Raw genomic sequence first — 22,564 nt, 5'->3', positions numbered from 1 at the left:
CGGACTAGAACGTCCAGCCTATCCGGCCGCCCCCGCGCCGCTGCGCGCAGGCCGCGCCTTTCCGGCCGGGTCAGGGACGGCTGACCAGCGAGGCCGTCACGACGCGGTTGTCGTCGTAGCCCTCGGTGCCGCCGACGTAGTCGCCACCGCAGGTGACGAGCACCAGCCGGTGCGGTCCGTCCGGCGAGAACAGCCCCGCGGATTCGGCGGCCAGATCCGTTTTGTGGATCGTGCGGACCTCGGCGATCCGGTAACCCCAGTGCGCGCCCCCGGCGTCGGTGACGGTGACGGTCTGCCCCTGCCGGACCCGCCACAACTGGTCGAACGGGCCGGTTTCACCCTTCCAGTTCACGTGCCCGGACAACAGCGTCACCCCCTGGGCGGCGCCGACGCCGGATCCCCACCAGGCGGCCTCGGCGAGGCTCTGCGGGATCGGCAGCGCACCGTCCTCGCCGACCTCCTCGGGGACCAGCTTCGCGGTACCGCCGGTGGGCAGCCGCACGGTCCCCGGGGTACGCCCGGGATCCGGCTGAGCCTGCTGGTTCTGCCCGATTGTCCCGCCCGGCTGAGCCTGGTGGTCCTGCCCGGTTGTCGCGCCCGGCTGCGGCGCGGCGGAGGTCCCGTCCTTGCCACTGAAGATCAGCACGGCAGCGACAACCGCCACCACCACTACACCCACGACGACGGTCAGCACCCCACGGGTGCGCGCGGTCCGGTTCTCTGTGCCCTGCATCGTGCTCCCTGGTCCGGCGGGTTCTCCGGGGAAGGACATGCCGCGGAATCCGGGCCGGGTTGCATCGAGTTTTCGCATCCGGGGCGGCGGGCGGGCCTCGCGCCGAGCGGATGGGTCGCCGCGAAGTTCTGGGCTAGATGAGTGATTCCGTGAAGGTCATGTGAAGGGACCGCTGTGCAGGCATGGGAGGAGGGTGTCCAAGATCAAACCGTGACGAATGAGTTAGACACCCTCCTGACCGCACTGTACGTGCTGGTTGACGACCATGTTGTGCCGCCCCGCGTCGGCCGTGGTCGACGACCGGAGCTGACAGACAGTGAGCTGATCACGATGGCCGTGGCGCAGGTGCTGCAGCGATACGACAGTGAGCGGCGCTGGATCCGGCACATCCATGCCGATTCCGGGTGGCGTGCGATGTTTCCTGCGATGCTGGGTCAGTCCGGTTATCACAAGCGGCTGAAAACCGCGCAGCCGTTGCTATGCAAGGCGATTCTTGCGCTGGCCGCGTGTTGCCCCTCGTGGTTCGACGATATGTGGATCACCGACGCCACCCCGGTACCGTGCGGAATGTCGCGGGAAACCGTGAAGCGCTCAGACCTGGCCGGGCACGCCAGCTACGGCTACTGCGCGTCACACTCTCGCTGGTACTGGGGCCTGAAGCTGTACCTGGCCTGCGCCGGCGACGGGATGCCGGTCATGTGGTGCCTGGCCAACCCGAAACTCGGCGAGCGCGAGGTGCTGGCCGCTCTGCTCGCAGACAACCGTCACTTCATCCGAAACGGCCAGGTCTTGTTGGCGGACAAGGGCTTCGCCGGCAAAGAATTCAAGCAGCTGACCGAGACGATGGGACTTGAACTGCTGCGCCCCGACCGCAAGGACGAGACCTACCGCAACGGCAACCTCGGCAGCGTCCGCCAGCGCATCGAATCGGTCAACCAGACACTCAAAGCCCAACTCGATCTCGAAGCGCACGGCGGACGCACCCCAGCCGGCGTGTTCACCCGGGTCACCCAGCGGCTGCTAGCCATGGCCACCGCCATCTGGCACAACTGGACCACCGACCTGACCAGCAAACGATCACTGATCGCATTCGACCACTAACACCAACTTCACGGAATCAACCATCTAGGAGGTTCGCGCACGCGTTCTCGATGGGAAGCTCCGCATCGGCCGGCGCGCGCGTACTCGCAGCGGGCCTTCCTGGCAGAGCCGCGCGTCCGTTTCCCTGCCCGGGGTGCGTGCCCGGTCAGGCCGGGCGGGAGACCAGGTTCGCGGTGACGAGCCGGTTCTCGTCGTAGCCTTCGGTGCCGCCGACGTAGTCGCCACCGCAGGTGACGAGCACCAGCCGGTGCGGGCCGGTCTGTGAGAACCAGTGCGGGGCCTGCGCGGGCAGCTGGTGCTTGCCGACGGTGACCGCGCCGGTGACCCGGTAGAGCCAGCGGCCACCGGAAGAGTCGACGACGCTCACGTTGTCCCCGGTGCGCACGCGCCACAGATCGTCGAACGGCCCTTTCGTACCGGCCCAGTTCACGTGCCCGGACAGCACCGCGGCGCCCTGGGGCGCGCCGAGCCGGGCACCCCACCATGCTGCGTCACCGAGCCCGCGCGGGATCGGCAGCACCCCGTCGGCGGTCACCTCGGTGCGGCGCAGCTGCGCCTCGGACCCGTCCGGCAACCGCACGCTGCCCGGCCGCTGCCTGCCCACCGCCTGCCCGTCCACCGGGAGTTCGGCGGGCGCGCCGCTCTCCCCCGGCAGCGAACCCGGCGGCGGATCGGCCGCGGCGACCGGCGGCGGGGCAGGCACCCACGTCAGCACGATCACGCCCGCCGCCAGCGCGAGCACGGCGATGACCGCCGAGACAGCCGCCAGGACGCGATGCCGCACGATGCTACTCACCGCGCGAACTGGCTGAGCGGACCGAACGGGCCGAACGTCGCCGGCCGAGCACGATCGCGAGCGCGCCGAAGACGACGCCTCCGCCGAGCAGGCCGGCGCCGAGTGGCACACGCAGGTCGTCCGCCGGGGCGGCGGCCGCCGTGCCGAGGTAGCCGGCCGGAACCTCGGTGGGCACCGACGGCTGCTGCGTGGTGGCGCCGGTCCCGGTGCCACCCGCGGCGTTCGGCTTGAAGTCCTTCGGGATCGAGCAGCTGACCCCGCCCAGTACGATGCCGGTCTGCACGTCCTGCAGCTCGGTGTTGTCGGCGGCGCGGACGTGTGTGGTGATCTGCAGCCGCCAGCCGCCCTGGGCCGTGAGATCGCCGGAACGCCAGCCGTCCTGCTTGACCAGCTGGTCGAACGCCGTGACGCGGGAAATCTCGACGTCCGAACGGGTCGTGCCGTGGTCCGCCTCCGGCACCTTGCCGGGCGCACCCATCTGCAGGTTCGTCACGCGCAGCGCCGAGCCGTCGCCGGGCATGGCCACCTGGCGGAGGCGGCCGTCCTCGCCGCGCACCCACACCCGGGTGACCGAACTGGAGCCGGTCACCTTGCCCGGCGCGGCGCAGTCGACCGCGCTGCGGGCACCCTCGAGCACCAGCATCGTGTTGTCCACCGGCTTCGCGCCGCCGCGGGCGTTGTCGCGCAGCGCGTAGTTGGTCGCGGCCGAGGCGGTGGGCACGTTCGTGGCCTCCAGCGTCGCGACGACCTCGTGGTCACGGCTCGCGATGCCGGCCGGATAGGGGCTTTCCGAAGCACGCGCGTACTTGCCGAGGTCGATCTCGTAGTTGCCGCCGAAGGTGGTGCGCTCGCTGTCGTTCTTCGGCACCGCGAGCCGGTCGCTGCCGAGCCGGGACTGCCCGGGCGTGAGCGGTGACCGCTGCGTCTCGGTGATCAGCGCCCCGCCGTGCTGCGGATCGCCCCCCAGCCGCACCGACGCGATGTTGGCGAACGACACCGGTCCGCTCTTCTCGTCCACCGCCTGCGTGCCGGGCGCGGTCTGCGCCTCGGCGCCCGCGGCGGCGAGGGCCAGCACCGGCAGCGTGGCGAACGTCGTCACCAGCACTTTCGCCGCAGTCCTGGCACGGGTGGCCGCCACGGTTTTCATGCCGGCCCTCGTCGCGGCCTTGGTCCCCAAGCGATTCATGCTCTCCCCACTACCCTCCGCCACGTCCCGAGCGGGTCGCCGGCGTACGAGAAGCGGCGAAACGCCCCGCGACCACCTTGCCCGCTTCCCCCCGGCTTGCGAAGCCGACGGGCCAATTCACCCCGAACTCACCCGATCGGGCGAGTACCGTCGTCGCGTCGCCGACCCGGTGACCCGGTGACCCGCCGGCCCGGCGACGGGGAACACTACGATGGGCCGAACCGTTGACGGAAATGACATCCGCCTTCGGAAACGGCAGCCGCCTGTGCGCACCGCCCGGGCGTGACGGCAGGACGCGAGTGGAGGCAGGCGATGACACCGGCGACCTCGGGAGCCCTCTCGACAGACCCGGTCGCGGACCCGCCGGGACCCACCGCTCACGCGCAGAACACCGTCACCGAGCACAACGCCGCGGAGCACAACGCCGCTGGGCACAACGCCGCCGGGCATCGCGCGGCCGACTGTGACACTGCTGCGGGACACGGCGCTTCTGTACACGCTGCTTCCGGACACAACGCGCCCGGAAGCGGTGCGCTGGTGAGCGGTGTCGCCGCGGTGCCGGCGGACGCACTCGCCGACGCGGGCGAACTGCTGCGGGCACTCGCCGCGCCGGTGCGGATCGCGATCGTGCTGCAGTTGCGGGAAGCGGACCGGTGCGTCCACGAGCTGGTGGACGCGCTGGACGTGGCGCAGCCGTTGATCAGCCAGCACCTGCGGGTACTCAAGACGGCGGGCGTGGTGCGCGGTGACCGGCGTGGCCGCGAGGTCGTGTACCGGCTGGTGGACGATCACTTGGCGCACATCGTCGTCGACGCGGTGACCCACGTGCAGGAAGGAAAATGACGATGTCGCAGCTCTCCAAGACCGCCCCGGTGCCCGGCCGCCGCGCCACGAAGCAACGTGCGGCGGTGGTCGACCTGCTCAGCACCGTCAACGACTTCCGTTCCGCCCAGGAACTGCACGACGAACTCCGCAAGCGCGGCGACGGCATCGGCCTGACCACGGTGTACCGCACCCTGCAGTCGCTGTCCGAGGCGGGCGAGATCGACGTGCTGCGCACCGACTCCGGCGAGGCGATCTACCGGCTGTGCTCCTCGCACCACCACCATCACCTGGTGTGCCGGGTGTGCGGCCGCACCGTGGAGGTCGAGGGCCCGGCGGTCGAGCGGTGGGCGGAGAAGATCGCCGCCGAGCACGGCTTCAGCGAGATCAGCCACACCGTGGAGATCACCGGCACCTGCGCGGAGCACACGGCGGGCTGAAGCGCGCCGATCCCACGGCGCCGGAAGAGTCCGTCCGCCCACTCTGTGCTCGTCATCGAGCTGCTCAGTACTCATACGGGTCCTTCGGCGCGGTGATCCGCTCGACGGTCGCCGGGACGAGGTCGGGCGTGTAGCTGTTCGTCGCGTCCGCGGTACCCGGCACGACCTGGCCGGTGACCCGCAGCCAGGTGTCGCTCGGGAACCGATCCGCGCCGCCGCCCTTGAGACGCACCGTGACCGGCGACGCGTCGGCCGCGCAACAGCTGATCACCAGACGGGCCAGCAGCGTCCGGCCGCCGGTGTGCACGACGAAGCCGGAGATCCCGACGGTGCGGCCGTTCAACGTGCCGTTGGAATCCCAGCCGGCCCGCGAGACGAACTCGTTCATCGCCATCGGCACCACCGAACCGGCAGGCAACGGCGGGAACGCCGACGCCGCCGTGGTCGCCGCGCTCTGCGGCACCCGCGCCACGGTCCGGGTGACCGAATCCGCCCCGAGCGCAGGAGGCGCGACGAGGAACACCGCGAGCACCGGCACCACGAGCAGCCACGCCGACCGCGCCGCGTGATGGTGGCCGTGCTCATCCCCTGCGGAATGTGCGGGATGCCCAGCGGCCGGGCTGCCCTGGCTGTCCGGCACCGCGGCGACGGCGCCCGGCCGACCGAGGGGATCATCGTCCGAACCAACCGACCGGCCCGGCGAGCCGTCGTCCACGCCAAGCGGCCGACCAGGCGGCCCAGCGTCCAGGCGAACCGGCCGACCAGGCGGCCCAACGTCCAGTCCAACCGGCAGGCCCGGCGAGCCGTCGTCCACGCCCAGCGGCCGACCAGGCGGCCCAGCGTCCAGGCGAACCGGCCGGCCCGACGGGCCATGCGCGCGACCGCCCGGACCACCCGGCGCGTGGTCTTGACCACCGGCGGCCTCTGCGACCTGACCGGCACCGTCCGAGGCGACAGCGTGGTCACGAGGCACCTCGTCCGCATCGGCAGGTGCGTGGTCGCGAACGTCGGCGAGTTCCGCGTGGCCGGTCCGGTACGTCGCATGCCGGTGTGACGCCGCCACGAGGTCCGGACCGGGTTGCGCGGCTGCCTTCGCCACGGTCCGGGCGCGTAGCAGGTCGACCGCGATCGCGACCGCTCCGAGCAGCACCATCACCGCGCCGCCCGCGATGATCCACGGTTGCTGGGCCGGTTTGACGTACCGCAGGTAGTCGCCGTTGAGCGCGATCTTCACCAGCGCTCCGCCGAGGAGGATCAGCAGGACGTTCTGGGTTTCCCGCCTCATTGCCCACCGCCAAGGAAGATCAGGCCGGCGGCGGTGCCACAAACGATCGCCACCACGAACGTGACCGGGGCGAACCGGGCCGCGAACGACCGGCCGAAGGTGCCCGCCTGCAGGGCGAACAGCTTCACGTCGATGGCCGGGCCGACCACCAGGAACACCAACTTCGGCAGCAACGGCACCGCGCTGAGTGACGCGGCCACGAACGCGTCGGCCTCGCTGCACAGCGCGAGCACCACGGCCAGCGCCGCCATCACGAGCACTCCGAGTACCACCTGCCCGGACAGCACGCCGAACCACTGCGCCGGCACGAGCACGTTGAGCGCGGCCGAGATCAGCGCCCCCAGCACGAGGAATCCGCCTGCCTCCACCAGGTCGGTGCGGGCGGTCTCCGCGAACACCTGCCAGCGCCTGCCCGGTTCCACGTCGGGCAGCCGGCGCAGGGCCCGTTCGGTGATCCAGGACAGCTTGCCCCAGCGGGCCCAGATCCAGCCCATCACCATCGCGGTGACCAGCGAACCGGCGAACCGGGCGAGCACCATCTCCGGCCGGCCGGGAAACGCGACCGCGGTGGCCACCAGCACCACCGGGTTCACCGCCGGCGCGGCGAGCAGGAAGGTCAGCGCCGCCGCGGGCGCCACGCCCTGGCCGATGAGCCGGCGCGCCACCGGCACGGACGCGCATTCGCACCCGGGCAACGCCACACCGGCCAGACCGGCCACGCCCACCGCCGCCGACGCCCGGCGCGGCAGCACCCGCTCGAGCACCCGCGCCGGCACGAACGCCGCGATCGCCCCGCTGATCAGCACGCCCAGCACCAGGAAGGGCAACGCCTGCACGCACACCGCCACGAAGACCGTCGAACCGGTGCGCAGCGCGGGCACGTCGAACAGATCCTGCAGCCGGCTCTGCGCGAGGATCGCGACGAGCAGCACAGCACACAGGATCTCGATCGAGCTGACCCGGAACCGCCGCGTGCGCGGCCGCTCCTCGGTGGCGTTGCCGGAAATGGTTTCCACGAAGGCGATGATGCCAGCCACCTCCGACGGAATGCCGCCCGCTGGTGCAGTGAAGGGGACCGTCACGCACGTTTCGCGCGGAAGTCACCCGTTAGAGGTGGACAGAACGGCCATTTCGGCCATGGTGGCGGTGGTTCAGGGCGGCTGCATCGGCGCACGCGTCACACCCGACAGACAGACTTACCTTCACGAGCCGTCGCCACTGCCTGTGGGCGGTGCGGGCAGCGGGGCCACACAACCGACACGCCCGGCAACCCGGACGGCGGCGCGAGACAACAGCGCCACAGGACAGCACTGCGACACGGCAGCCGACGCGGGTTCGGTGGGGGGCTGTCAGTCCTGGACGCCGGGCAGTTCGGCGCGGAGCTGCGAGGCGGTCGACACCACCAGCATCAGCAGGGTTCCGAGCGGTGACGGCGCCATGCCCTCGGCCGGGAAGGCGTAGCGGAGGGTCACGTCCACACCGTTGTCGGTGTGTCCCAGGCCCAGTGTGCCGAACAGGCCCTGCCCGGCACGTTCGGCCACCGCGACCGCCAGCGCCGGGTCGTTCGGGCGGTCCCAGGCGACCACGCAGGTCAGGCTGAGCACCGTGAGGCCGTCTGCCAGGCGGGTGGCCTGCACGACGCACGGCACGTCCCCGTGCGAAAAGGTGATCGCGCCGTCGTCGTCCACGTGGACTTCGAGGTAACGCTCCAGCGCTTCGCGGGCCTGGGTCAGCAGGGCCCCGGTTTCGGCGGCTTCCGCGGTGCTCACGGTCGGCTCCCCTCGGCCTGGTCCACGGCCGCACCGAACCGGCGGTCGCGCTTGGCGAAATCCAGGCACGCGCGCCACAGGAAGGTCCGGTCGAAGTCCGGGAACAGCGTGTCCTGGTAAACCATCTCCGCGTACGCCGACTGCCACAGCATGAAGTTCGACGTGCGCTGCTCGCCCGAGGGCCGCAGGAACAGATCCACGTCCGGCATGTCCGGCTGGTACAGGTACTTCGCGATGGTGCGCTCGTCGATCTTGTCCGGGTTCACCTTGCCCGCCACCACGTCCTGGGCGATCCGGCGCATCGCGTCACCCAGTTCGGCGCGCCCGCCGTAGTTGACGCACATCGTCATGTTGAGCGCGGTGTTGTGCTTGGTCTTCTCTTCGGCGACCTGCAGTTCCTTGATCACGCTGGCCCACAGCTTCGGGCGACGGCCCGCCCAGCGGATGCGCACGCCGATCGAGCCGAGGTAGTCCACCTGGCGGCGGATGGTGTCCCGGTTGAACCCCATCAGGAAGCGCACCTCCTCGGGGCTGCGCTTCCAGTTCTCGGTGGAGAAGGCGTACACCGAAAGCCATTTCACGCCCAGCTCGACCGCGCCGCTCGCGACGTCGACCATCACCGCCTCGCCGCGTTTGTGACCCTCGATCCGCGGCAGGCCGCGCTGGTTGGCCCAGCGTCCGTTGCCGTCCATGACGAGCGCGACGTGCTTCGGGACCAGCTCGGCCGGGATCTCCGGCGGCTTCGCGCCGGAGGGATGCGGGTCCGGTGCCCGCAGCTCATACCCCGGCACCCGGGTCTCGCGTCCCCTGCGCAGCACTTCGCCGTCCTCCTGCCGAGTGGACTTTCCCTACCCGGGTGACCCTACTTGCCCCTGCGTGGCCGCCTCCCGGGCACGCCGCTCCACGAGCGGCAGCGAACGCAACTGCCGTTCCAGATGCCACTGCAGATGCGCCGCGACCAGCCCGGACGCGTCCCGCCGGGTGATGCCGGGCGCGGCCTCGGCGACCGGCCACTCCCCCTGCAGCAACGCGTCCAGCAGGGTGAGCACCTCCGGTGCGGGGTGCACCGATCCGGCGATCCGGCAGTCCGGGCACATCGACCCGCCCGCGGCGACGTTGAACGCGGCGTGCGGGCCGGGCAGCCCGCAACGGGCGCATTCGGTGATCGCGGGCGCCCACCCGGCGTAGGCCATCGCCCGCAGGAAGAACGCGTCGAGCACCAGCGACGCGTCGCGTTGCCCGCCGGCCAGCGCCCGCAGCGCGCCGACGACCAGCAGGTACAGCTTGAGCACCGGCTCGCCCTCCTCGGCGGAGAGCCGGTCGGCGGTCTCGGCGATGGCACTGGCGGCGGTGTAGCGCTGGTAGTCGGCGACCAGCGGCAGCGCGAACGCGTCCACGGTCTCGACCTGGGTGATCACGTCCAGCGTGCGGCCGGGGTAGAACTGCACGTCCACATGGCCGAACGGCTCGAGCCGGGCACCGAACCGGGACGAGGTGCGGCGCACTCCTTTGGCGACCGCACGGACCTTGCCGTGCCGCCGCGTGAGCAGGGTGACGATCCGGTCGGCCTCACCCAGCTTGTGCGTGCGCAGCACCACCCCGGTGTCGCGGTAGAGGTTCACCACCTCGACATCGTCCCACTTCCGGGCGACGCCGGGGCGGTGACACCCTGGTTCAGCAGTAGTAACCGGTGCAGTAGTGGGTGTGCACCTCGGTCGCGGCGACGATCCCGACGATGACCAGCACGATCGCGAGCGCGTAGACGACGCCGCCGAAGATGGTGGCGATCAGGCACAGGGTCTTCGTGGTCTGCGAGGCCTGCTGCGCCATCGCGTAGTTGCCCTGCATCTTGAAGGTGCGGACCTCGTTGGACTTGATGATCGCGAAGATCGCCAGGATCCACATCAGGAAGATGCAGCCGATCGCCCAGCCCTTGTACTCCTTGATGGCGTTGAGGTCGCCGGGTGCCCCCGGCCCGCCGCCGTAGCCGGGCTGGCCGAACGGCGCCTGCTGGCCGTACTGCGGGGCACCGTAGGGCTGCTGCTGTCCGTACGGCTGCTGCCCGTAGGGCATCGGCTGGCCACCGGACGGTGCGCCGTAACCGGGCTGGCCGTAGGGCTGCTGCGGCTGTCCGTAAGGATTGGTCATGTCTGCGTCTCTCCCCGACTTCTCAATGCTGGTGAAGCGATCAGTGCTGCGGCGGGTCGCTCTTCGGCGCGGACTCCGGCTTGATCATCTGGGTTCGCTCCGGCCCGGGATCCGCGGTGCTGCCGCCCGGATCGAGCATCTGGGTGCGCTCGGGCCGGTCGAACGGAGCCGGCCCCGCGGGCGGCTGGCCGAAGCCACCGGACGGCGGCTGGCCCGGCTGCGCGAAGCCGCCCGACGGCGGCTGGCCCGGCTGCGCGAAGCCGCCCGACGGCGGCTGGCCGGGCTGCCCAAACCCGGGTGGCGGCTGACCGAAACCAGGCTGCTGCTGACCGGGCTGACCGTAACCGGGTTGCGGTGCGGGCGGGAATCCGCCGGGCTGACCGAAACCGGGCTGACCGTAACCCGGCTGCGGTGCGGCGGGTGCGGCCTCGGCGGGCACCACGACGGTGCTCAGGATCTTGTCCGCGAACGTCTGCGAGCGCTCGTCCCACAATGGCCACAGGAAACCGAGGTAGCAGATCGCCGAGTCGAGCACGTGGGCCAGGTCGCGGGCGAAGGCCATCGCCGCGCCGATCGGTTGCCCGGTCTGCTCGCTCACGAGCTTGATGCCGACGATGCGCTTGCCGAGCGACTGCCCGGTGGTACCGCCCTGGATCCACCGGTTGTAGATGCCCCAGCCGATCGTCGCGAGCCCGCCGATGACGTAGAAGATCGCCGCGGCGGTGGGCGAGGCGAAGCTCAGGATGATCGCAATGACGTAGAGGACGATGATGGCGCCGTAGTCGATCAGGAACGCCCCGGCGCGCTTGCCCCAGTCCGCGTACCCGCCGGGCGGGCCGTACGGGTTCGGGCCGCCGAACGGCGCGGGCTGACCGAAACCGGGTGGCGGCCCGCCGAATCCGCCGGGCTGACCGTAACCGCCGGGCTGGCCGTATCCGCCCGAGGGCGGCTGCCCGGGGTGTCCCGGCTGGCCGAATCCGCCCGGCTGGGCGGGAAAACCACCCGGCGCCTGCGGCACACCGGGCTGTCCCGGCGGCGCACCGAACGGCGGCGCGCCCTGCGGCTGGCCGCCAGGCTGGCCGTAGGGATCGGTCATCGGGAATTCCCCCTCGTGTCGTGGTCCGCTCGCACGTGCCCGGCCTGAAGCGTCCACCATGGACGGCCGGTGCGCGGAGCGTACTCGGTTGGTGCGGTCCGGGCTCATCGAGGCGGGCCCCGGCGGAGGGCACGAGCCCCTTCGACGGCCACCGCGCCATCGCGGTTCCGTCCCCGGCGAAATTCAGACGAACAAGCCGCTGAACGGCGCGAACGGGAGGTTGCGCACCACGAACCAGAGCGTGAACAACACCCCGACCGCGACCGGGGTCCACCGCCAGTGCAGCCACGAACGGACGGCGCGGCCGCGCACCCGGCCCAGCGTCCAGGCAAGCCCGCTCCAGGCGAACAGCACCACGAACGCCACCGCCACCGCGTTGTAGTGCACGGCCGCGAAAACGTTGCCGTGCATCAGGCTGTAGGCCATCCGCAGCCCACCACAGCCAGGGCAGTCGATGCCGAAAAGGAGTTTGGTGGGACACACCGGGAGCAAACCGCCGGGCGTGGTCGGATCGGCCAGCCACACCACCGCGCAGGCCACCCCGGCCCCGGCGAGCACCGCGGCCGGCCCGGCCAGCGCCCGGGCCAGCGCACGCGAGCCGTGCGCCGGCACTCCGGTGTAGACAGTGCTCACGGCGTGAACCGGCTCACCGACGTACCGACGATCAGGAAGACCACCACCAGGAACAGCACGTACAGGCCGATCAGGATGCCGATGCTGATCGCCGACCACATCGCCCATTTCCGCGCCTCTTCCGCGGCCCGGTGCGCCTCCGCCGGAAACCCTTGGTACCACAGGGAGTTCACCTGGCTCGCCTTGACGATCGAGACGATCCCGAGCGGCAGGCAGCAGAACACCGTGCTGAGGATGGCCCACACGAGGTGGTTGTCCGGCGGTGGCCCGTAGGAGTACGGGTACGGCTGCGGCGGCGGATACGGCCCGCCGGGCGGCGGGTACGGACCGGTCATGTGCTTGCCCCCTGTGGTCGCGCTGCCCAGGGCACACTACCCGCCGAGGGCGGGCGCCGGATCAGAACCCGAGCCGCCGCAGCTGCTTCGGATCGCGCTGCCAGTCCTTGGCGATCTTCACGTGCAGATCGAGGTAGACCTTCGAGCCCAGCAGCCGTTCGATGTGTCCGCGTGCGGTGGAGCCGACCTCGCGCAGCCGCGCCCCGCGGTGGCCGAGGATGATCCCCTTCTGGCTGGGCCGCTCGACGTACAGCAGCGCGTGCACGTCGATCAGGTCGTCCCGGCCCTCGTGCGGCAGCATTTCCTCCACGGTGACCGCGATCGAATGCGGCAGCTCGTCGCGCACGCCCTCGAGCGCGGCCTCCCGGATCAGCTCCGCGATGAGCGTCTGCTCGGGTTCGTCGGTCAGCTCGCCGCCCGGGTACAGCTGCGGTCCCTCGGGCAGCCGCGCCACCAGCAGGTCGGCGACCGTGCCGACCTGGAACCCGTCCACTGCGGACACCGGGACGAGCTCGGCGAACTCCATCACCTGCTGCAGCGCGAGCAGCTGCTCCGCGACCCGCTCGGGTGCGACCAGATCGGTCTTGGTGACGATGCCGAGCACCGGTGTGCGGCGCGCGATCTTCTTCAGCTCCTCGGCGATGAACCGGTCGCCGGGGCCGACCTTCTCGTCGGCCGGGACGCAGAATCCGACCACGTCCACTTCGGACCAGGTCTCGTGCACGACGTCGTTGAGCCGCTGTCCGAGCAGCGTGCGCGGACGGTGCAGACCGGGCGTGTCGATGATCACCAGCTGCGCGTCGGCGCGGTGCACGATGCCGCGGATCGCGTGCCGGGTGGTCTGCGGTTTGCTCGAGGTGATGGCGATCTTGGTGCCGACGAGAGCGTTGGTGAGCGTCGACTTTCCCGCGTTGGGCCGCCCGACGAAGCAGGCGAAACCGGACCGGTGCGGCTCGGTCATGGCTTAAGCACCTCGGCGATCTCGCCCGCCGGATCGGCACGCAGGATCGGCGCCTGCTTCGCCACGTCCCGCACCGCGTGCACGGACGCCTCGTCCACGAGCGCATCGGCGGTCACCACGGCGGCCGCTTCGAAGCCCTCGGCCCCGCTGGACAGCGCGGCGGCGACCGCGGCCTGCACCGCGGTGAGCCGGAACGAGGGCTGGTCGACGGTGGTCGCGGCGTAGGTCCGGCCGTCGCTGTCGCGCACGGCGGCGCCTTCCGCGGCTCCGGTGCGGGCCCGCGCCGAACGGGCCAGCGTGACGAGCTTCTGGTCCTCGGCGTCGAGGTCAGGCATGTTCGACTCTCCTGTCGCTTTCGTCGGGCTGGGGCACCCGGGTGCGCCGGCGGGTGCCGGGCCCCTCCGCGGCGTCGGCCGGGTGGACCACCACCGAGGTGATCCGCATGCGCCCGCGGCGGTCCTTGCCCCCCTCGGCGAACAGCCGAAGGCCGGCGACCTCGGCTTCGGCCCCCGGCAGCGGGACCCTACCCAGTCGCTGCGCGAGCAGCCCGCCGACCGTCTCCACGTCGTGGTCTTCCAGGTCGACGCCGAACAGCTCGCCGAGGTCGTCCACCCCGAGCCGGGACGACACGCGCACCGCGCCCTCCTCGAGCTCCTCCACGTCGGGTCGTTCCTCGGTGTCGGACTCGTCGGTGATCTCGCCGACGATCTCCTCGAGGATGTCCTCGATCGTCAGCAGACCCGCGGTGCCGCCGTACTCGTCGACCGCGATCGCCATGTGGTTGTGCGTGCGCTGCATTTCCTTCAGCAGCTCGTCGAGCCGCTTGGAATCGGGAACGAAACCAGCCGGGTTCATCACCGCTCCGACCAGCGTGCTCGGCCCGTCCGGGTCCAGGTAGGCCGACATCAGGTCCTTGATGTTGACCACCCCGCAGATGTCGTCGACCGAATCGTCGATCACCGGGACACGGGTGAAGCCGGTGCGCAGGGCGAGCGCGAGCGCCTGGCGCACGGTCTTGGCCCGCTCGATCCAGACGATCTCGGTGCGCGGGACCATCACCTCGCGCGCCACCGTGTCGCCCAGTTCGAACACCGAGTGGATCATCTCCCGCTCGGAGTCCTCCACCACCCCGCGTTCCTGCGCGAGGTCGACCAGCTCACGCAGCTCCACCTCGGAGGTGAACGGGCCCTCGCGGAAACCCTGGCCGGGGGTGATCGCGTTGCCGATCACGATGAGCAGCCGCGACAGCGGGCCGAGCACCGAACCGAGCACGCGGACCGGACCGGCCACGATCATCCCGACGCGGTACGGGTGCTGGCGGCCGATGGTGCGCGGGCCGACGCCGATCAGCACGTAGCTGACCACCACCATGACCACCGCCGACAGCAGGACCGCGAGCCACAGCCGGTCGAACCACGCGAGGAAGGACAGCGTGACCAGGACCGTGGCGGTCAGCTCACAGCCCAGCCGGAGCAGGAGCAGCAGGTTGATGTGCCGGCGGCGTTCGGCGACGATCGCGGCGAGCCGGCGCGCGCCACCGCGTCCGCCGCGCACGAGCCCGTCGACGCGAGCCTGCGAGACGGTGCCGATCGCGGCGTCGGCCGCGGCGAAGACGCCGGCGAACAGCACCAGTGCGATCGCGACGACGAGCTGTGCCGTGGGACTGCCCATTTTCGCGGTCCTAGGGGGTTTCCCCGGGGGCCGGGGTGTCGAGCCCGGCGATGCCGAGCACGCGGTCGTCGGCGTTGCGCTGCGCGTCGCGCGCGTCGAGTGCGTCGAGCGCGGCCTGGAACTCGCCGAGGATGCGCTTCTGCAGGCCGAACATCTCGCGTTCCTCGGCCGGCTCGGCGTGGTCGTAGCCGAGCAGGTGCAGCACCCCGTGCACGGTGAGCAGGTGCAGCTCGTCGAGCAGCGAGTGCCCGGCCGCCTTCGCCTGGTCCTTCGCGAAGGCCGGGCACAGCACGATGTCGCCGAGCAGCGCCGGTGAGGCGTCCGGTGCGTCCGGGCGGCGGGAGGAGTCCAGCTCGTCCATCGGGAAGGACATCACGTCGGTGGGTCCCGGCAGGTCCATCCACCGCTGGTGCAGGTCCTCCATCACGTCGAGGGTGACGCACAGGATGGACAGCTCGGCGAGCGGGCTGACGTCCATCTTGTCGAGGGCGAAGCGGGCGGCCGAGACGATCGACGCCTCGTCGACGTCGGCGCCGGACTCGTTGGCGATCTCGATGCTCATCGGCGGGAGCCCTTCCAGCCGCCTGCCTGCGGCTGCTGTGCGTCGTGGGCGGCCTGCCACTTCTCGTAGGCGTCGACGATGTCGCCGACCAGCTTGTGCCGCACCACGTCCTGACTGGTCAGCTCGGCGAAGTGCAGGTCGTCGACGCCCTCGAGGATCTCGCGCACGACCCGCAGCCCGCTGCGCTGCCCGGTGGGCAGGTCGACCTGGGTGACGTCGCCGGTGACCACGATCTTGGCGCCGAATCCCAGCCGGGTGAGGAACATCTTCATCTGCTCGGGCGTGGTGTTCTGTGCCTCGTCGAGGATGATGAAAGCGTCATTGAGGGTACGCCCGCGCATGTAGGCCAGCGGTGCGATCTCGATCGTGCCCGCCTGCATGAGCCGCGGGATGGACTCGGGCTCGATCATGTCGTGCAGTGCGTCGTAGAGCGGGCGCAGGTACGGGTCGATCTTCTCGTTGAGCGTGCCGGGCAGGTAGCCGAGCCGCTCGCCGGCTTCGACCGCGGGGCGGGTGAGCACGATGCGGGTGACCTGTTTGGCCTGCAGGGCCTGCACGGCCTTGGCCATCGCGAGGTAGGTCTTGCCGGTGCCGGCCGGGCCGATGCCGAAGACGACGGTGTGCTTGTCGATCGCGTCGACGTAGCGCTTCTGGTTGAGCGTCTTGGGCCGGATCGTCTTGCCCCGCCGGGAGACGATGTTGAGGCTGAGCACTTCGGCCGGCGAGGCGTCGCCGCTGGAGAGCATGCCGACGGTGCGCCGCACGGTGTCCGGCCCGACCTGCTGGCCGCCGCCGGCGAGCTGCACCAGCTCGGTGAAGACGCGTTCGGCGAAGGCGACGTCGGCGGGAAGGCCGGTCAGGGTGACCTCGTTGCCGCGCACGTGCACGTCCGCGGCGAGCAGCTCCTCGGCGACGCGCAGGTTCTCGTCGCGTGAGCCGAGCAGGCTCAGCGCCGCCGCGTCGGGGATCGGGAAGCGGGACTGGGCCACGCTCGTGGCCGGGGCGTCGTCGGGGACGTCGGGACGGGCGGCTCCACCCGGTGCGGTTCCGGCCACGTGGCCTCTGGCCTGCTTTCTGCGCGTTTCGCTGCTCGGGGTACTTGCGGACCCCTCGATGCTACTTGCTCGCGGGTGCGGCCCGCAGGCCGGTTTCGCTACTTCGCGGCCCCGCCGAACCACCCGAGCTGCTCCCCGCCGAGCACGTGCGCGTGCACGTGGAAGACGGTCTGCCCGGCGTCGGCGTCGGTGTTGAACACGATCCGGTACCCGCTGTCGGCGATTCCCTCGAGCTCGGCCACCTTGCGGCAGCTCCGCAGCACCTGCGCGAGCAGGTCCGGATCGGCGGCCGCGAGCTCCCCCACGTTGCGGTACCGCTTCCGCGGCACCACCAGCACGTGCACCCGGGCCTGCGGATTGACGTCCCGGAACGCGAACGTCGTCTCGTCGGAGTGCACGACATCCGCCGGGATCTCGCCGGCCACGATCCGCTCGAACAACGTCTCCGCCGCATCATCCATGGACCCCACCCTACAAAGCCGGGCGGGACGGCTCACCCGGACTCGCGCGCGTACAGATCGCGCAGCAGCGCGATCTCGGCCCCGTGGTGGATCACCTCGCGGTTGATGTGCAGGACGAGCGCGGCCAGCGGCCGTCCCTCGAACGGTCCCGCATCCGTTCCGAGCAGGCGGCCGAGTCCGGCCGGAGTGGCCGCCCGGACGCCGGACGACCAGGCGTCGTAGGCGCGGTCCAGCTGGTCCAGCCCGTCCGCGGCGGTCGCGGCGTAAACGTGCGTGGCGTAGTCGATCGGGGGCCCGTCGAAGTACAGCTCGGCACGTTTGGCCAGGACGTGCACGGTGAGGTGCGCCATCCGCCAGGCGATGGTGGTGACCGGCGCCGGATCGGGTGTGGGAAAGGCGTAGTCGACGGTGAGCCGCCCACCACCCAGTTCGCGTTCGGTCCGGCGCGGACGCAAGGTCCAGCAGCCCGGTACCGGCTCGCGGAAGTACTCCCCGTCGGTCAGCCCGGCCAGCCGGGGGCGCAGCCGCTCCCGCCAGTGCCAGTCCAGCTGGTCATCGAGTTCGTGTGCCCAGTCGGTGTCCACGGGCCTCCCCTCCTGCGGCCGGAATGAAGATGCCGCGACGAGGTGGAGCCTGGGGGTCGCTCCACCGCGCCGCGGCTCCGCCGGACCGAGGGGGAGGTGCCCGGCGGCGTTCGGGTATGCGCGTAGAGGTATGCCCACCCAGTGGCGCGCTGAAACCTCGTCGTACCGCGCGTTGCCGTGCAGCTTAACCGGCGGCGACCGGCTCGCGCCACGTTCCGGCTCGATTCCCCCGCGGCCCGGCTCCGGGTCAGGACCAGCGGCCGGTCAGCGCGCCGAGAGCGCCGAGGGCGACCGCCGCCGCCGTGGAGGTGCGCAGCACGGTGGGGCCGAGCCGGACGGTGCTGGCGCCCGCGGCTTCGAGAGTGGCCAGCTCCCCGTCGGTGATGCCGCCTTCCGGGCCGACGATCAGCAGCAGGTCGCCGCCGGTCGGCAGGTCGAGGTCGACGAGCCGGGCGCCGGCGGCGGATTCGAGCACGAGGGTGGCGGACATGGTGGCGGCGAGCTGGGCGAGTTCGGCGGTGCCGACCGGTTCGGTGACGTCGGGCAGATGCGCCCGGCGGGCTTGTTTGGCGGCCGAGCGCGCGGTGGCCCGCCAGCGGGCGAGTGCCTTCTCGCCGCGGGGCCCGTCGTCCCAGCGGGCCACGCTGCGGGCGGCACGCCAGGGCACCACGGCGTCGGCGCCGGCCTCGGTGGCCAGCTCCACGGCGAGCTCACCGCGATCGCCTTTGGCCAGCGCCTGCGCCACGTGCACGCGCAACGCGGGCGGATCCTCGGTCCAGTGCTCGTCGACGGTGACGGTGAGCGTGGCGTCCCGGCCGGTCCGCACGGCCGACACCGTGCAGCGCGCCATCGCGCCGGCGCCGTCGGTGAGCACCAGCTGCTCGCCGACCCGCAGGCGGCGCACCGTGGCCGCGTGCCGGGCCTCCTCGCCGTCGAGCAGCGCCGCCCCGGACGCCGGGACGTCCGCGGCGAGGAACACCGGCAGCGTGGTGTCCGGCACGGTCAGCGGTTCTTGGTGCGGAGCTTCGAGAACAGACCACCGTGCCTGCCGTTGGTGGCGAGGGTGGGCACCTCCTCGCCACGGTGGCGGGCGAGGTCCACGAGCAGCTCACGCTGCTCCTCGTCGAGTTTGGTGGGGACCACGACGTCGATGTGCACGTGCAGGTCGCCGCGGCCGTCGACGCGGCCGGACGAGCGCAGCCGCGGCATGCCCTTTCCGGTGAGCACGAGCTCGGTGGCCGGCTGGGTGCCGGGCTCGATGTCCAGCTCGTAGTCGCCGTCGACGAGGGTGGCGATCGGCACCGTCGCACCGAGCGCCGCGGTGGTCATCGGGATGCGGAAGTTGCAGTGCAGCTCGTTGCCCTCGCGGACGAACACCTCGTGCGGAGTCTCGTCGATCTCCACGTACAGGTCGCCTGCCGGGCCGCCGCCGGGGCCGACCTCGCCCTGCCCGGAGAGCCGGATCCGCATGCCGTCGCCGACGCCCGGCGGGATCTTGGCGGTCACGTCGCGGCGGGCGCGGACCCGTCCGTCGCCACCGCACTGGCGGCACGGATCGGGGATGACCTCGCCGAAGCCGCGGCACACCGGGCACACCCGGGCGGTGACGACCTGGCCGAGGAAGGACCGCTGCACCGACTGCACCTCGCCGGCTCCGCCGCAGGTGTCGCAGGTCTTGGTGCCGGTGCCTTCCGCGGCGCCGGCACCACGGCACAGATCGCAGACCACCGCGGTGTCCACGGTGATCTCGCGGTCGGCGCCGGTGGCGCACTCCTCGAGGGAGAGTCCCAGCCGGATCAGCGCGTCGGAACCGGGCTGCACGCGGCTGCGCGGTCCCCGGCCGCGACCGCCGCCGCCCCCGCCCGCGGCGCCGAAGAAGGCGTCCATGATGTCGCCGAGCCCGCCGAAGCCGGCGAACGGGTCGCCGCCCCCGCCCCCGCGCCCGCCCGAGTCCATCGGGTCGCCGCCGAGGTCGACGATCTTGCGCTTCTGCGGGTCGGAAAGCACCTCGTAGGCCGTCGTGACCTCGCCGAAGCGGTGCTGGGCGTCCTCCGACGGGTTCACGTCGGGGTGCAGTTCACGGGCCAGCTTGCGGTACGCGCGCTTGATCTCCTGATCGCTCGCGTTCTTGGCCACCCCGAGGATCCCGTAGTAGTCCCTCGCCACGTTGTTCTGCCTTCTCCTTCGTGTTCCGCCCGTACCGCCGGTCAGCGGCCGGACAGGATCTGCCCCACGTAGTTGGCGACCGCACGGACCGCCGCGATGGTGCCGGGATAGTCCATCCGGGTCGGCCCGACGACGCCCATGCCCCCGAGCAGCATGTCGTCCCGGCCGTAGCCGACCGACACGACCGAGGTGCTGCGCATCTGCTCGTCCTCATTTTCCTCACCGATGAGGACGGTCACCGCACCGGGGTTGCGGGCCGCGGCGAGGAGCTTGAGCACCACGACCTGTTCCTCGAGTGCCTCCAGCACCTGGCGCAGCGACCCCGGGAAGTCCGCGACGTTGCGGGTGAGATTGGCGGTGCCGCCGAGCACGATCCGTTCCTCCGGGTGCTCGACCAGCGTCTCGACCAGTGTCGTGCAGATCCGGGTGAGGTGGTCGCGCAGGTCGGCGGGTGCCGATTCGGGCAGCTCCGCCACGGCGGCCGCGGCGTCGGCCAGCCGCCGCCCCGCCAGCGCGCCGTTGACCACCGTGCGCAGCCGCAGCACGGTCTCCTCGGTGACCACATCGCCGAGGTCGACCGTGCGCTGGTCGACTCGGCCGGAGTCGGTGATCAGCACGAGCATCAGCCGCGCGGGCGTCAGCGGGACGACCTCGAGGTGGCGGACCACGGTGTTGGTCAGCATCGGGTACTGCACCACCGCGACCTGGCGGGTCAGCTGGGCGAGCAGCCGCACCGACCGGCGCAGCACGTCGTCGAGGTCGGTGCCGGAGTCGAGGAAGTTCGTGATGGCCCGCCGCTCGGCCCCCGACAGCGGCTTGATCTCGGACAACCGGTCGACGAACCGCCGGTAGCCCTTGTCCGTGGGAATCCGCCCGGCACTGGTGTGTGGCTGGGCGATGTACCCCTCCTCCTCGAGCACCGCCATGTCGTTGCGCACGGTGGCACTGGACACCCCGAGGTTGTGCCGCTCGACGATCGACTTCGACGCCACCGGCTCCTGATTGGAGACGTAGTCGGCGACGATCGCGCGCAGCACGTCGAAGCGCCGTTCGTCGGTGTTCGCCACCTGCACCTCCCTGCGGTCCGCCCCGGTTCTCACCCCGAGTTTACGGAAACGCCGGGTGGCCGGTCGCGGCCCCGCGCGGGAAGGGCCGGTGCGGGGGTCAGGAGTTCTTCGGGAAACCCAGGTCGATCCCGGCGGACGAGTTGTCCGGCCAGCGGGAGGTGACCACCTTCGTGCGGGTGAAGAAGTGGAAGCCCTCCGGTCCGTAGGCGTGGCTGTCGCCGAACAGGGAGTCCTTCCAGCCGCCGAAGGAGTAATAGGCGACCGGGACCGGGACCGGCACGTTGACGCCGACCATGCCGACCTCGACCTCGTTCTGGAAGCGCCGGGCGGCCGCTCCGTCACCGGTGAAGATCGCGGTGCCGTTGCCGTAGGGGTTCGCGTTGATCAGGTCCAGCGCCTCGCCGAAGCCCGCGGCACGGGTGACCGACAGCACCGGGCCGAAGATCTCGTCGGTGTAGACCGACATCCCGGGACGCACGTGGTCGAACAAGGTGGGGCCCAGCCAGAAGCCGTCCTCGGCGCCGGGTACCTCGACGCCCCGGCCGTCCACCACCAGCGTCGCACCCTCGGCCACTCCGGCGTCCACCGCGGACGAGACGCGCTCGTGGTGGGCCCGGGTGACCAGCGGGCCCATCTCGGACCCGGGATCGCGGCCGTCGCCGACGCGCAGCCGGCGCATCCGTTCGGTGATCTTCGCGACCAGCTCGTCGCCGATCTCCTCGACCGCGACCACCACCGAGACCGCCATGCACCGTTCGCCCGCCGAGCCGAACCCGGCCGACACCGCGGCGTCGGCGGCCAGGTCGAGGTCGGCGTCGGGCAGCACGACCATGTGGTTCTTCGCGCCGCCGAGCGCCTGCACCCGCTTGCCGTGGCGGGTGCCCGTCTCGTAGACGTAGCGGGCGATGGGCGTGGACCCGACGAAGGAGATCGCCTTCACGTCCGGATGTTCCAGCAGGCCGTCCACCGCGACCTTGTCGCCGTGCAGCACGTTGAGCACGCCGTCGGGCAGCCCGGCCTCGGCCAGCAGCTCGGCCAGGAACACCGCCGCGGACGGGTCCTTCTCACTCGGTTTGAGCACCACGGTGTTCCCGCACGCCAGCGCGTTCGGCACGAACCACAGCGGCACCATCGCCGGGAAGTTGAACGGCGAGATCACCCCGACCACGCCGAGCGGCTGCGCGATCGAGTACACGTCCACATTGGTCGAGGCGTTCTCGCTGAAGCCGCCTTTCAGCAGCTGCGCGGCGCCACAGGCGTACTCGACGTTCTCGATCGCGCGCGCGATCTCCCCCGCCGCGTCGGACTCGACCTTGCCGTGCTCGCTCGTGATGATCTCGGCCAGTTCGTCCTTGCGTGCCTCGAGCAGTTCCCGGAACGCGAACAGCACCTTGGTCCGGCCGGCGAGCGAGGTCCCGCGCCAGCCGGGCAGCGCGGCCGCGGCGGCCGCCACCGCGCGCGCCACCTCCGCCGGTCCCGCGAAGTCCACCTGCGCGCGGACCTGCCCGGTCGCCGGGTCGAACACGTCACCGGAGCGCCCGGCGGTGCCCGGCGCCGGCTTTCCGTCGATCCAGTGGCTGATGCGGTCGGTCACGGCGGCCGCTCCTTCCGGTCGGGAGTGCCTCCGAGTCTCGGGGCGGACGCCACGCTGGCGCCATGCGCAACGTGTACGGACTCCCCCACTCCGCCGTAC

The 22,564-nt window shown here is 71.4% G+C and carries 25 protein-coding genes and 2 pseudogenes; 3 read left to right on the top strand and 24 right to left on the bottom strand.

All coding sequences use genetic code 11. The features are described 5' to 3' along the window. Positions 1 to 70 precede the first annotated feature (70 nt). Positions 71 to 733 carry a class F sortase gene (locus tag BJY18_RS00325; RefSeq protein WP_184776728.1) on the bottom strand — a complete coding sequence of 221 codons (663 nt, stop codon included), beginning with the start codon at positions 731 to 733 and terminating at the stop codon, positions 71 to 73. 210 nt (positions 734 to 943) lie between these two features. Here BJY18_RS00325 and BJY18_RS00320 point away from each other — a divergent pair, with 210 nt between their 5' ends. Beyond that, complete coding sequence (locus BJY18_RS00320) at positions 944 to 1,834, top strand: IS982 family transposase (protein WP_184776727.1); 891 nt, start codon at positions 944 to 946, stop codon at positions 1,832 to 1,834. A 145-nt stretch (positions 1,835 to 1,979) separates the two neighbouring features. Here the strand turns inward: BJY18_RS00320 and BJY18_RS00315 are convergent, their stop codons facing one another. Together BJY18_RS00315 and BJY18_RS00310 are read right to left on the bottom strand one after the other, a co-directional pair. After that, positions 1,980 to 2,630: a class F sortase gene (locus tag BJY18_RS00315; RefSeq protein ID WP_312873679.1), complete on the bottom strand. Its 651-nt coding sequence runs from the start codon at positions 2,628 to 2,630 to the stop codon at positions 1,980 to 1,982. Further along, complete coding sequence (locus BJY18_RS00310) at positions 2,623 to 3,777, bottom strand: hypothetical protein (protein WP_246458710.1); 1,155 nt, start codon at positions 3,775 to 3,777, stop codon at positions 2,623 to 2,625. Before BJY18_RS00310 ends, BJY18_RS00315 begins: the two co-directional genes overlap by 8 nt. A 573-nt stretch (positions 3,778 to 4,350) precedes the next feature. Between BJY18_RS00310 and BJY18_RS00305 the strand changes: the two genes are divergently transcribed. After that, complete coding sequence (locus BJY18_RS00305; RefSeq protein ID WP_246459095.1) at positions 4,351 to 4,659, top strand: ArsR/SmtB family transcription factor; 309 nt, start codon at positions 4,351 to 4,353, stop codon at positions 4,657 to 4,659. Next, the gene (locus BJY18_RS00300) at positions 4,656 to 5,078 is read left to right on the top strand and encodes a Fur family transcriptional regulator (protein WP_184776726.1); all 423 of its coding nucleotides are present in this window, start codon (positions 4,656 to 4,658) and stop codon (positions 5,076 to 5,078) included. Before BJY18_RS00305 ends, BJY18_RS00300 begins: the two co-directional genes overlap by 4 nt. 64 nt (positions 5,079 to 5,142) lie before the next feature. Here the strand turns inward: BJY18_RS00300 and BJY18_RS00295 are convergent. The 21 genes and pseudogenes from BJY18_RS00295 to BJY18_RS00195 all read right to left on the bottom strand — a co-directional run. Beyond that, a pseudogene (locus tag BJY18_RS00295) lies at positions 5,143 to 5,733 on the bottom strand (TIGR03943 family putative permease subunit); the annotation flags it as partial. Positions 5,734 to 6,180: 447 nt separating this feature from the next. Further along, positions 6,181 to 6,363: pseudogene (locus BJY18_RS38205) on the bottom strand (TIGR03943 family putative permease subunit); the annotation flags it as partial. Then, entirely contained in the window at positions 6,360 to 7,379 is a 1,020-nt protein-coding gene (locus BJY18_RS00285) for a permease (RefSeq protein WP_184776725.1), read from the bottom strand. The gene BJY18_RS00285 and the pseudogene BJY18_RS38205, both read right to left, overlap by 4 nt. Before the next feature lie 333 nt (positions 7,380 to 7,712). Beyond that, positions 7,713 to 8,132 carry a YbjN domain-containing protein gene (locus tag BJY18_RS00280; protein WP_184776724.1) on the bottom strand — a complete coding sequence of 140 codons (420 nt, stop codon included), beginning with the start codon at positions 8,130 to 8,132 and terminating at the stop codon, positions 7,713 to 7,715. Beyond that, on the bottom strand, positions 8,129 to 8,950 hold the full coding sequence (locus BJY18_RS00275; RefSeq protein WP_184776723.1) for an isoprenyl transferase: 822 nt from the start codon (positions 8,948 to 8,950) through the stop codon (positions 8,129 to 8,131). The genes BJY18_RS00280 and BJY18_RS00275 overlap by 4 nt, the downstream gene beginning before the upstream one ends. 30 nt (positions 8,951 to 8,980) lie before the next feature. Next, on the bottom strand, positions 8,981 to 9,757 hold the full coding sequence (gene recO / locus BJY18_RS00270) for a DNA repair protein RecO (RefSeq protein ID WP_184776722.1): 777 nt from the start codon (positions 9,755 to 9,757) through the stop codon (positions 8,981 to 8,983). A 49-nt stretch (positions 9,758 to 9,806) separates the two neighbouring features. Continuing rightward, the gene (locus tag BJY18_RS00265; protein WP_184776721.1) at positions 9,807 to 10,280 is read right to left on the bottom strand and encodes a CD225/dispanin family protein; all 474 of its coding nucleotides are present in this window, start codon (positions 10,278 to 10,280) and stop codon (positions 9,807 to 9,809) included. Positions 10,281 to 10,320: 40 nt separating this feature from the next. After that, complete coding sequence (locus BJY18_RS00260; protein ID WP_184776720.1) at positions 10,321 to 11,376, bottom strand: RDD family protein; 1,056 nt, start codon at positions 11,374 to 11,376, stop codon at positions 10,321 to 10,323. A gap of 183 nt (positions 11,377 to 11,559) precedes the next feature. Beyond that, a complete protein-coding gene (locus BJY18_RS00255) occupies positions 11,560 to 12,009 on the bottom strand; it encodes a DUF2752 domain-containing protein (protein ID WP_312873678.1) in 450 nt (149 codons plus the stop codon). After that, complete coding sequence (locus tag BJY18_RS00250; protein ID WP_184776718.1) at positions 12,006 to 12,344, bottom strand: CD225/dispanin family protein; 339 nt, start codon at positions 12,342 to 12,344, stop codon at positions 12,006 to 12,008. Before BJY18_RS00250 ends, BJY18_RS00255 begins: the two co-directional genes overlap by 4 nt. A 61-nt stretch (positions 12,345 to 12,405) precedes the next feature. Next, positions 12,406 to 13,305, bottom strand: coding sequence for a GTPase Era (era, locus tag BJY18_RS00245; RefSeq protein WP_184776717.1), 900 nt, complete (start codon positions 13,303 to 13,305; stop codon positions 12,406 to 12,408). After that, positions 13,302 to 13,640 (bottom strand): cytidine deaminase-like protein, encoded by a 339-nt coding sequence (locus BJY18_RS00240; protein ID WP_184776716.1) that lies wholly within the window; start codon positions 13,638 to 13,640, stop codon positions 13,302 to 13,304. The genes era and BJY18_RS00240 overlap by 4 nt, the downstream gene beginning before the upstream one ends. After that, positions 13,633 to 14,976, bottom strand: coding sequence for a hemolysin family protein (locus BJY18_RS00235; RefSeq protein ID WP_184776715.1), 1,344 nt, complete (start codon positions 14,974 to 14,976; stop codon positions 13,633 to 13,635). Before BJY18_RS00235 ends, BJY18_RS00240 begins: the two co-directional genes overlap by 8 nt. A gap of 10 nt (positions 14,977 to 14,986) precedes the next feature. Then, complete coding sequence (gene ybeY, locus BJY18_RS00230; protein WP_184776714.1) at positions 14,987 to 15,538, bottom strand: rRNA maturation RNase YbeY; 552 nt, start codon at positions 15,536 to 15,538, stop codon at positions 14,987 to 14,989. Continuing rightward, positions 15,535 to 16,593: a PhoH family protein gene (locus BJY18_RS00225; RefSeq protein WP_184776713.1), complete on the bottom strand. Its 1,059-nt coding sequence runs from the start codon at positions 16,591 to 16,593 to the stop codon at positions 15,535 to 15,537. The genes ybeY and BJY18_RS00225 overlap by 4 nt, the downstream gene beginning before the upstream one ends. A gap of 98 nt (positions 16,594 to 16,691) precedes the next feature. Beyond that, a complete protein-coding gene (locus tag BJY18_RS00220) occupies positions 16,692 to 17,054 on the bottom strand; it encodes a histidine triad nucleotide-binding protein (RefSeq protein ID WP_184776712.1) in 363 nt (120 codons plus the stop codon). Between the two features lie 32 nt (positions 17,055 to 17,086). Beyond that, the gene (locus tag BJY18_RS00215; RefSeq protein WP_184776711.1) at positions 17,087 to 17,638 is read right to left on the bottom strand and encodes a DinB family protein; all 552 of its coding nucleotides are present in this window, start codon (positions 17,636 to 17,638) and stop codon (positions 17,087 to 17,089) included. Between the two features lie 247 nt (positions 17,639 to 17,885). Further along, the gene (locus BJY18_RS00210; RefSeq protein ID WP_184776710.1) at positions 17,886 to 18,638 is read right to left on the bottom strand and encodes a 16S rRNA (uracil(1498)-N(3))-methyltransferase; all 753 of its coding nucleotides are present in this window, start codon (positions 18,636 to 18,638) and stop codon (positions 17,886 to 17,888) included. Between the two features lie 2 nt (positions 18,639 to 18,640). Continuing rightward, the gene (gene dnaJ, locus BJY18_RS00205) at positions 18,641 to 19,804 is read right to left on the bottom strand and encodes a molecular chaperone DnaJ (protein WP_184776709.1); all 1,164 of its coding nucleotides are present in this window, start codon (positions 19,802 to 19,804) and stop codon (positions 18,641 to 18,643) included. 41 nt (positions 19,805 to 19,845) lie between these two features. Next, entirely contained in the window at positions 19,846 to 20,871 is a 1,026-nt protein-coding gene (hrcA, locus tag BJY18_RS00200) for a heat-inducible transcriptional repressor HrcA (RefSeq protein ID WP_184776708.1), read from the bottom strand. A gap of 97 nt (positions 20,872 to 20,968) precedes the next feature. Next, positions 20,969 to 22,465 (bottom strand): CoA-acylating methylmalonate-semialdehyde dehydrogenase, encoded by a 1,497-nt coding sequence (locus tag BJY18_RS00195; protein ID WP_184776707.1) that lies wholly within the window; start codon positions 22,463 to 22,465, stop codon positions 20,969 to 20,971. Between the last annotated feature and the right edge of the window lie 99 nt (positions 22,466 to 22,564).

It is taken from the genome of Amycolatopsis jiangsuensis (genome assembly GCF_014204865.1).
GTDB lineage: Bacteria > Actinomycetota > Actinomycetes > Mycobacteriales > Pseudonocardiaceae > Amycolatopsis > Amycolatopsis jiangsuensis.
The sequence above is the reverse complement of the archived record's forward strand: the minus strand, read 5'-3'. Positions and strand labels throughout refer to the sequence as shown.

What these genes read in the sequence shown, in the direction of transcription:
- BJY18_RS00325 (WP_184776728.1), bottom strand. Translation starts at nt 733, where the DNA reads ATGCAGGGCACAGAGAACCGGACCGCGCGCACCCGTGGGGTGCTGACC.
- BJY18_RS00310 (WP_246458710.1), bottom strand. Translation starts at nt 3,777, where the DNA reads ATGAAAACCGTGGCGGCCACCCGTGCCAGGACTGCGGCGAAAGTGCTG.
- BJY18_RS00300 (WP_184776726.1), top strand. Translation starts at nt 4,656, where the DNA reads ATGACGATGTCGCAGCTCTCCAAGACCGCCCCGGTGCCCGGCCGCCGC.
- BJY18_RS00265 (WP_184776721.1), bottom strand. Translation starts at nt 10,280, where the DNA reads ATGACCAATCCTTACGGACAGCCGCAGCAGCCCTACGGCCAGCCCGGT.
- BJY18_RS00260 (WP_184776720.1), bottom strand. Translation starts at nt 11,376, where the DNA reads ATGACCGATCCCTACGGCCAGCCTGGCGGCCAGCCGCAGGGCGCGCCG.
- BJY18_RS00250 (WP_184776718.1), bottom strand. Translation starts at nt 12,344, where the DNA reads ATGACCGGTCCGTACCCGCCGCCCGGCGGGCCGTATCCGCCGCCGCAG.
- era (WP_184776717.1), bottom strand. Translation starts at nt 13,305, where the DNA reads ATGACCGAGCCGCACCGGTCCGGTTTCGCCTGCTTCGTCGGGCGGCCC.
- BJY18_RS00240 (WP_184776716.1), bottom strand. Translation starts at nt 13,640, where the DNA reads ATGCCTGACCTCGACGCCGAGGACCAGAAGCTCGTCACGCTGGCCCGT.
- BJY18_RS00235 (WP_184776715.1), bottom strand. Translation starts at nt 14,976, where the DNA reads ATGGGCAGTCCCACGGCACAGCTCGTCGTCGCGATCGCACTGGTGCTG.
- ybeY (WP_184776714.1), bottom strand. Translation starts at nt 15,538, where the DNA reads ATGAGCATCGAGATCGCCAACGAGTCCGGCGCCGACGTCGACGAGGCG.
- BJY18_RS00220 (WP_184776712.1), bottom strand. Translation starts at nt 17,054, where the DNA reads ATGGATGATGCGGCGGAGACGTTGTTCGAGCGGATCGTGGCCGGCGAG.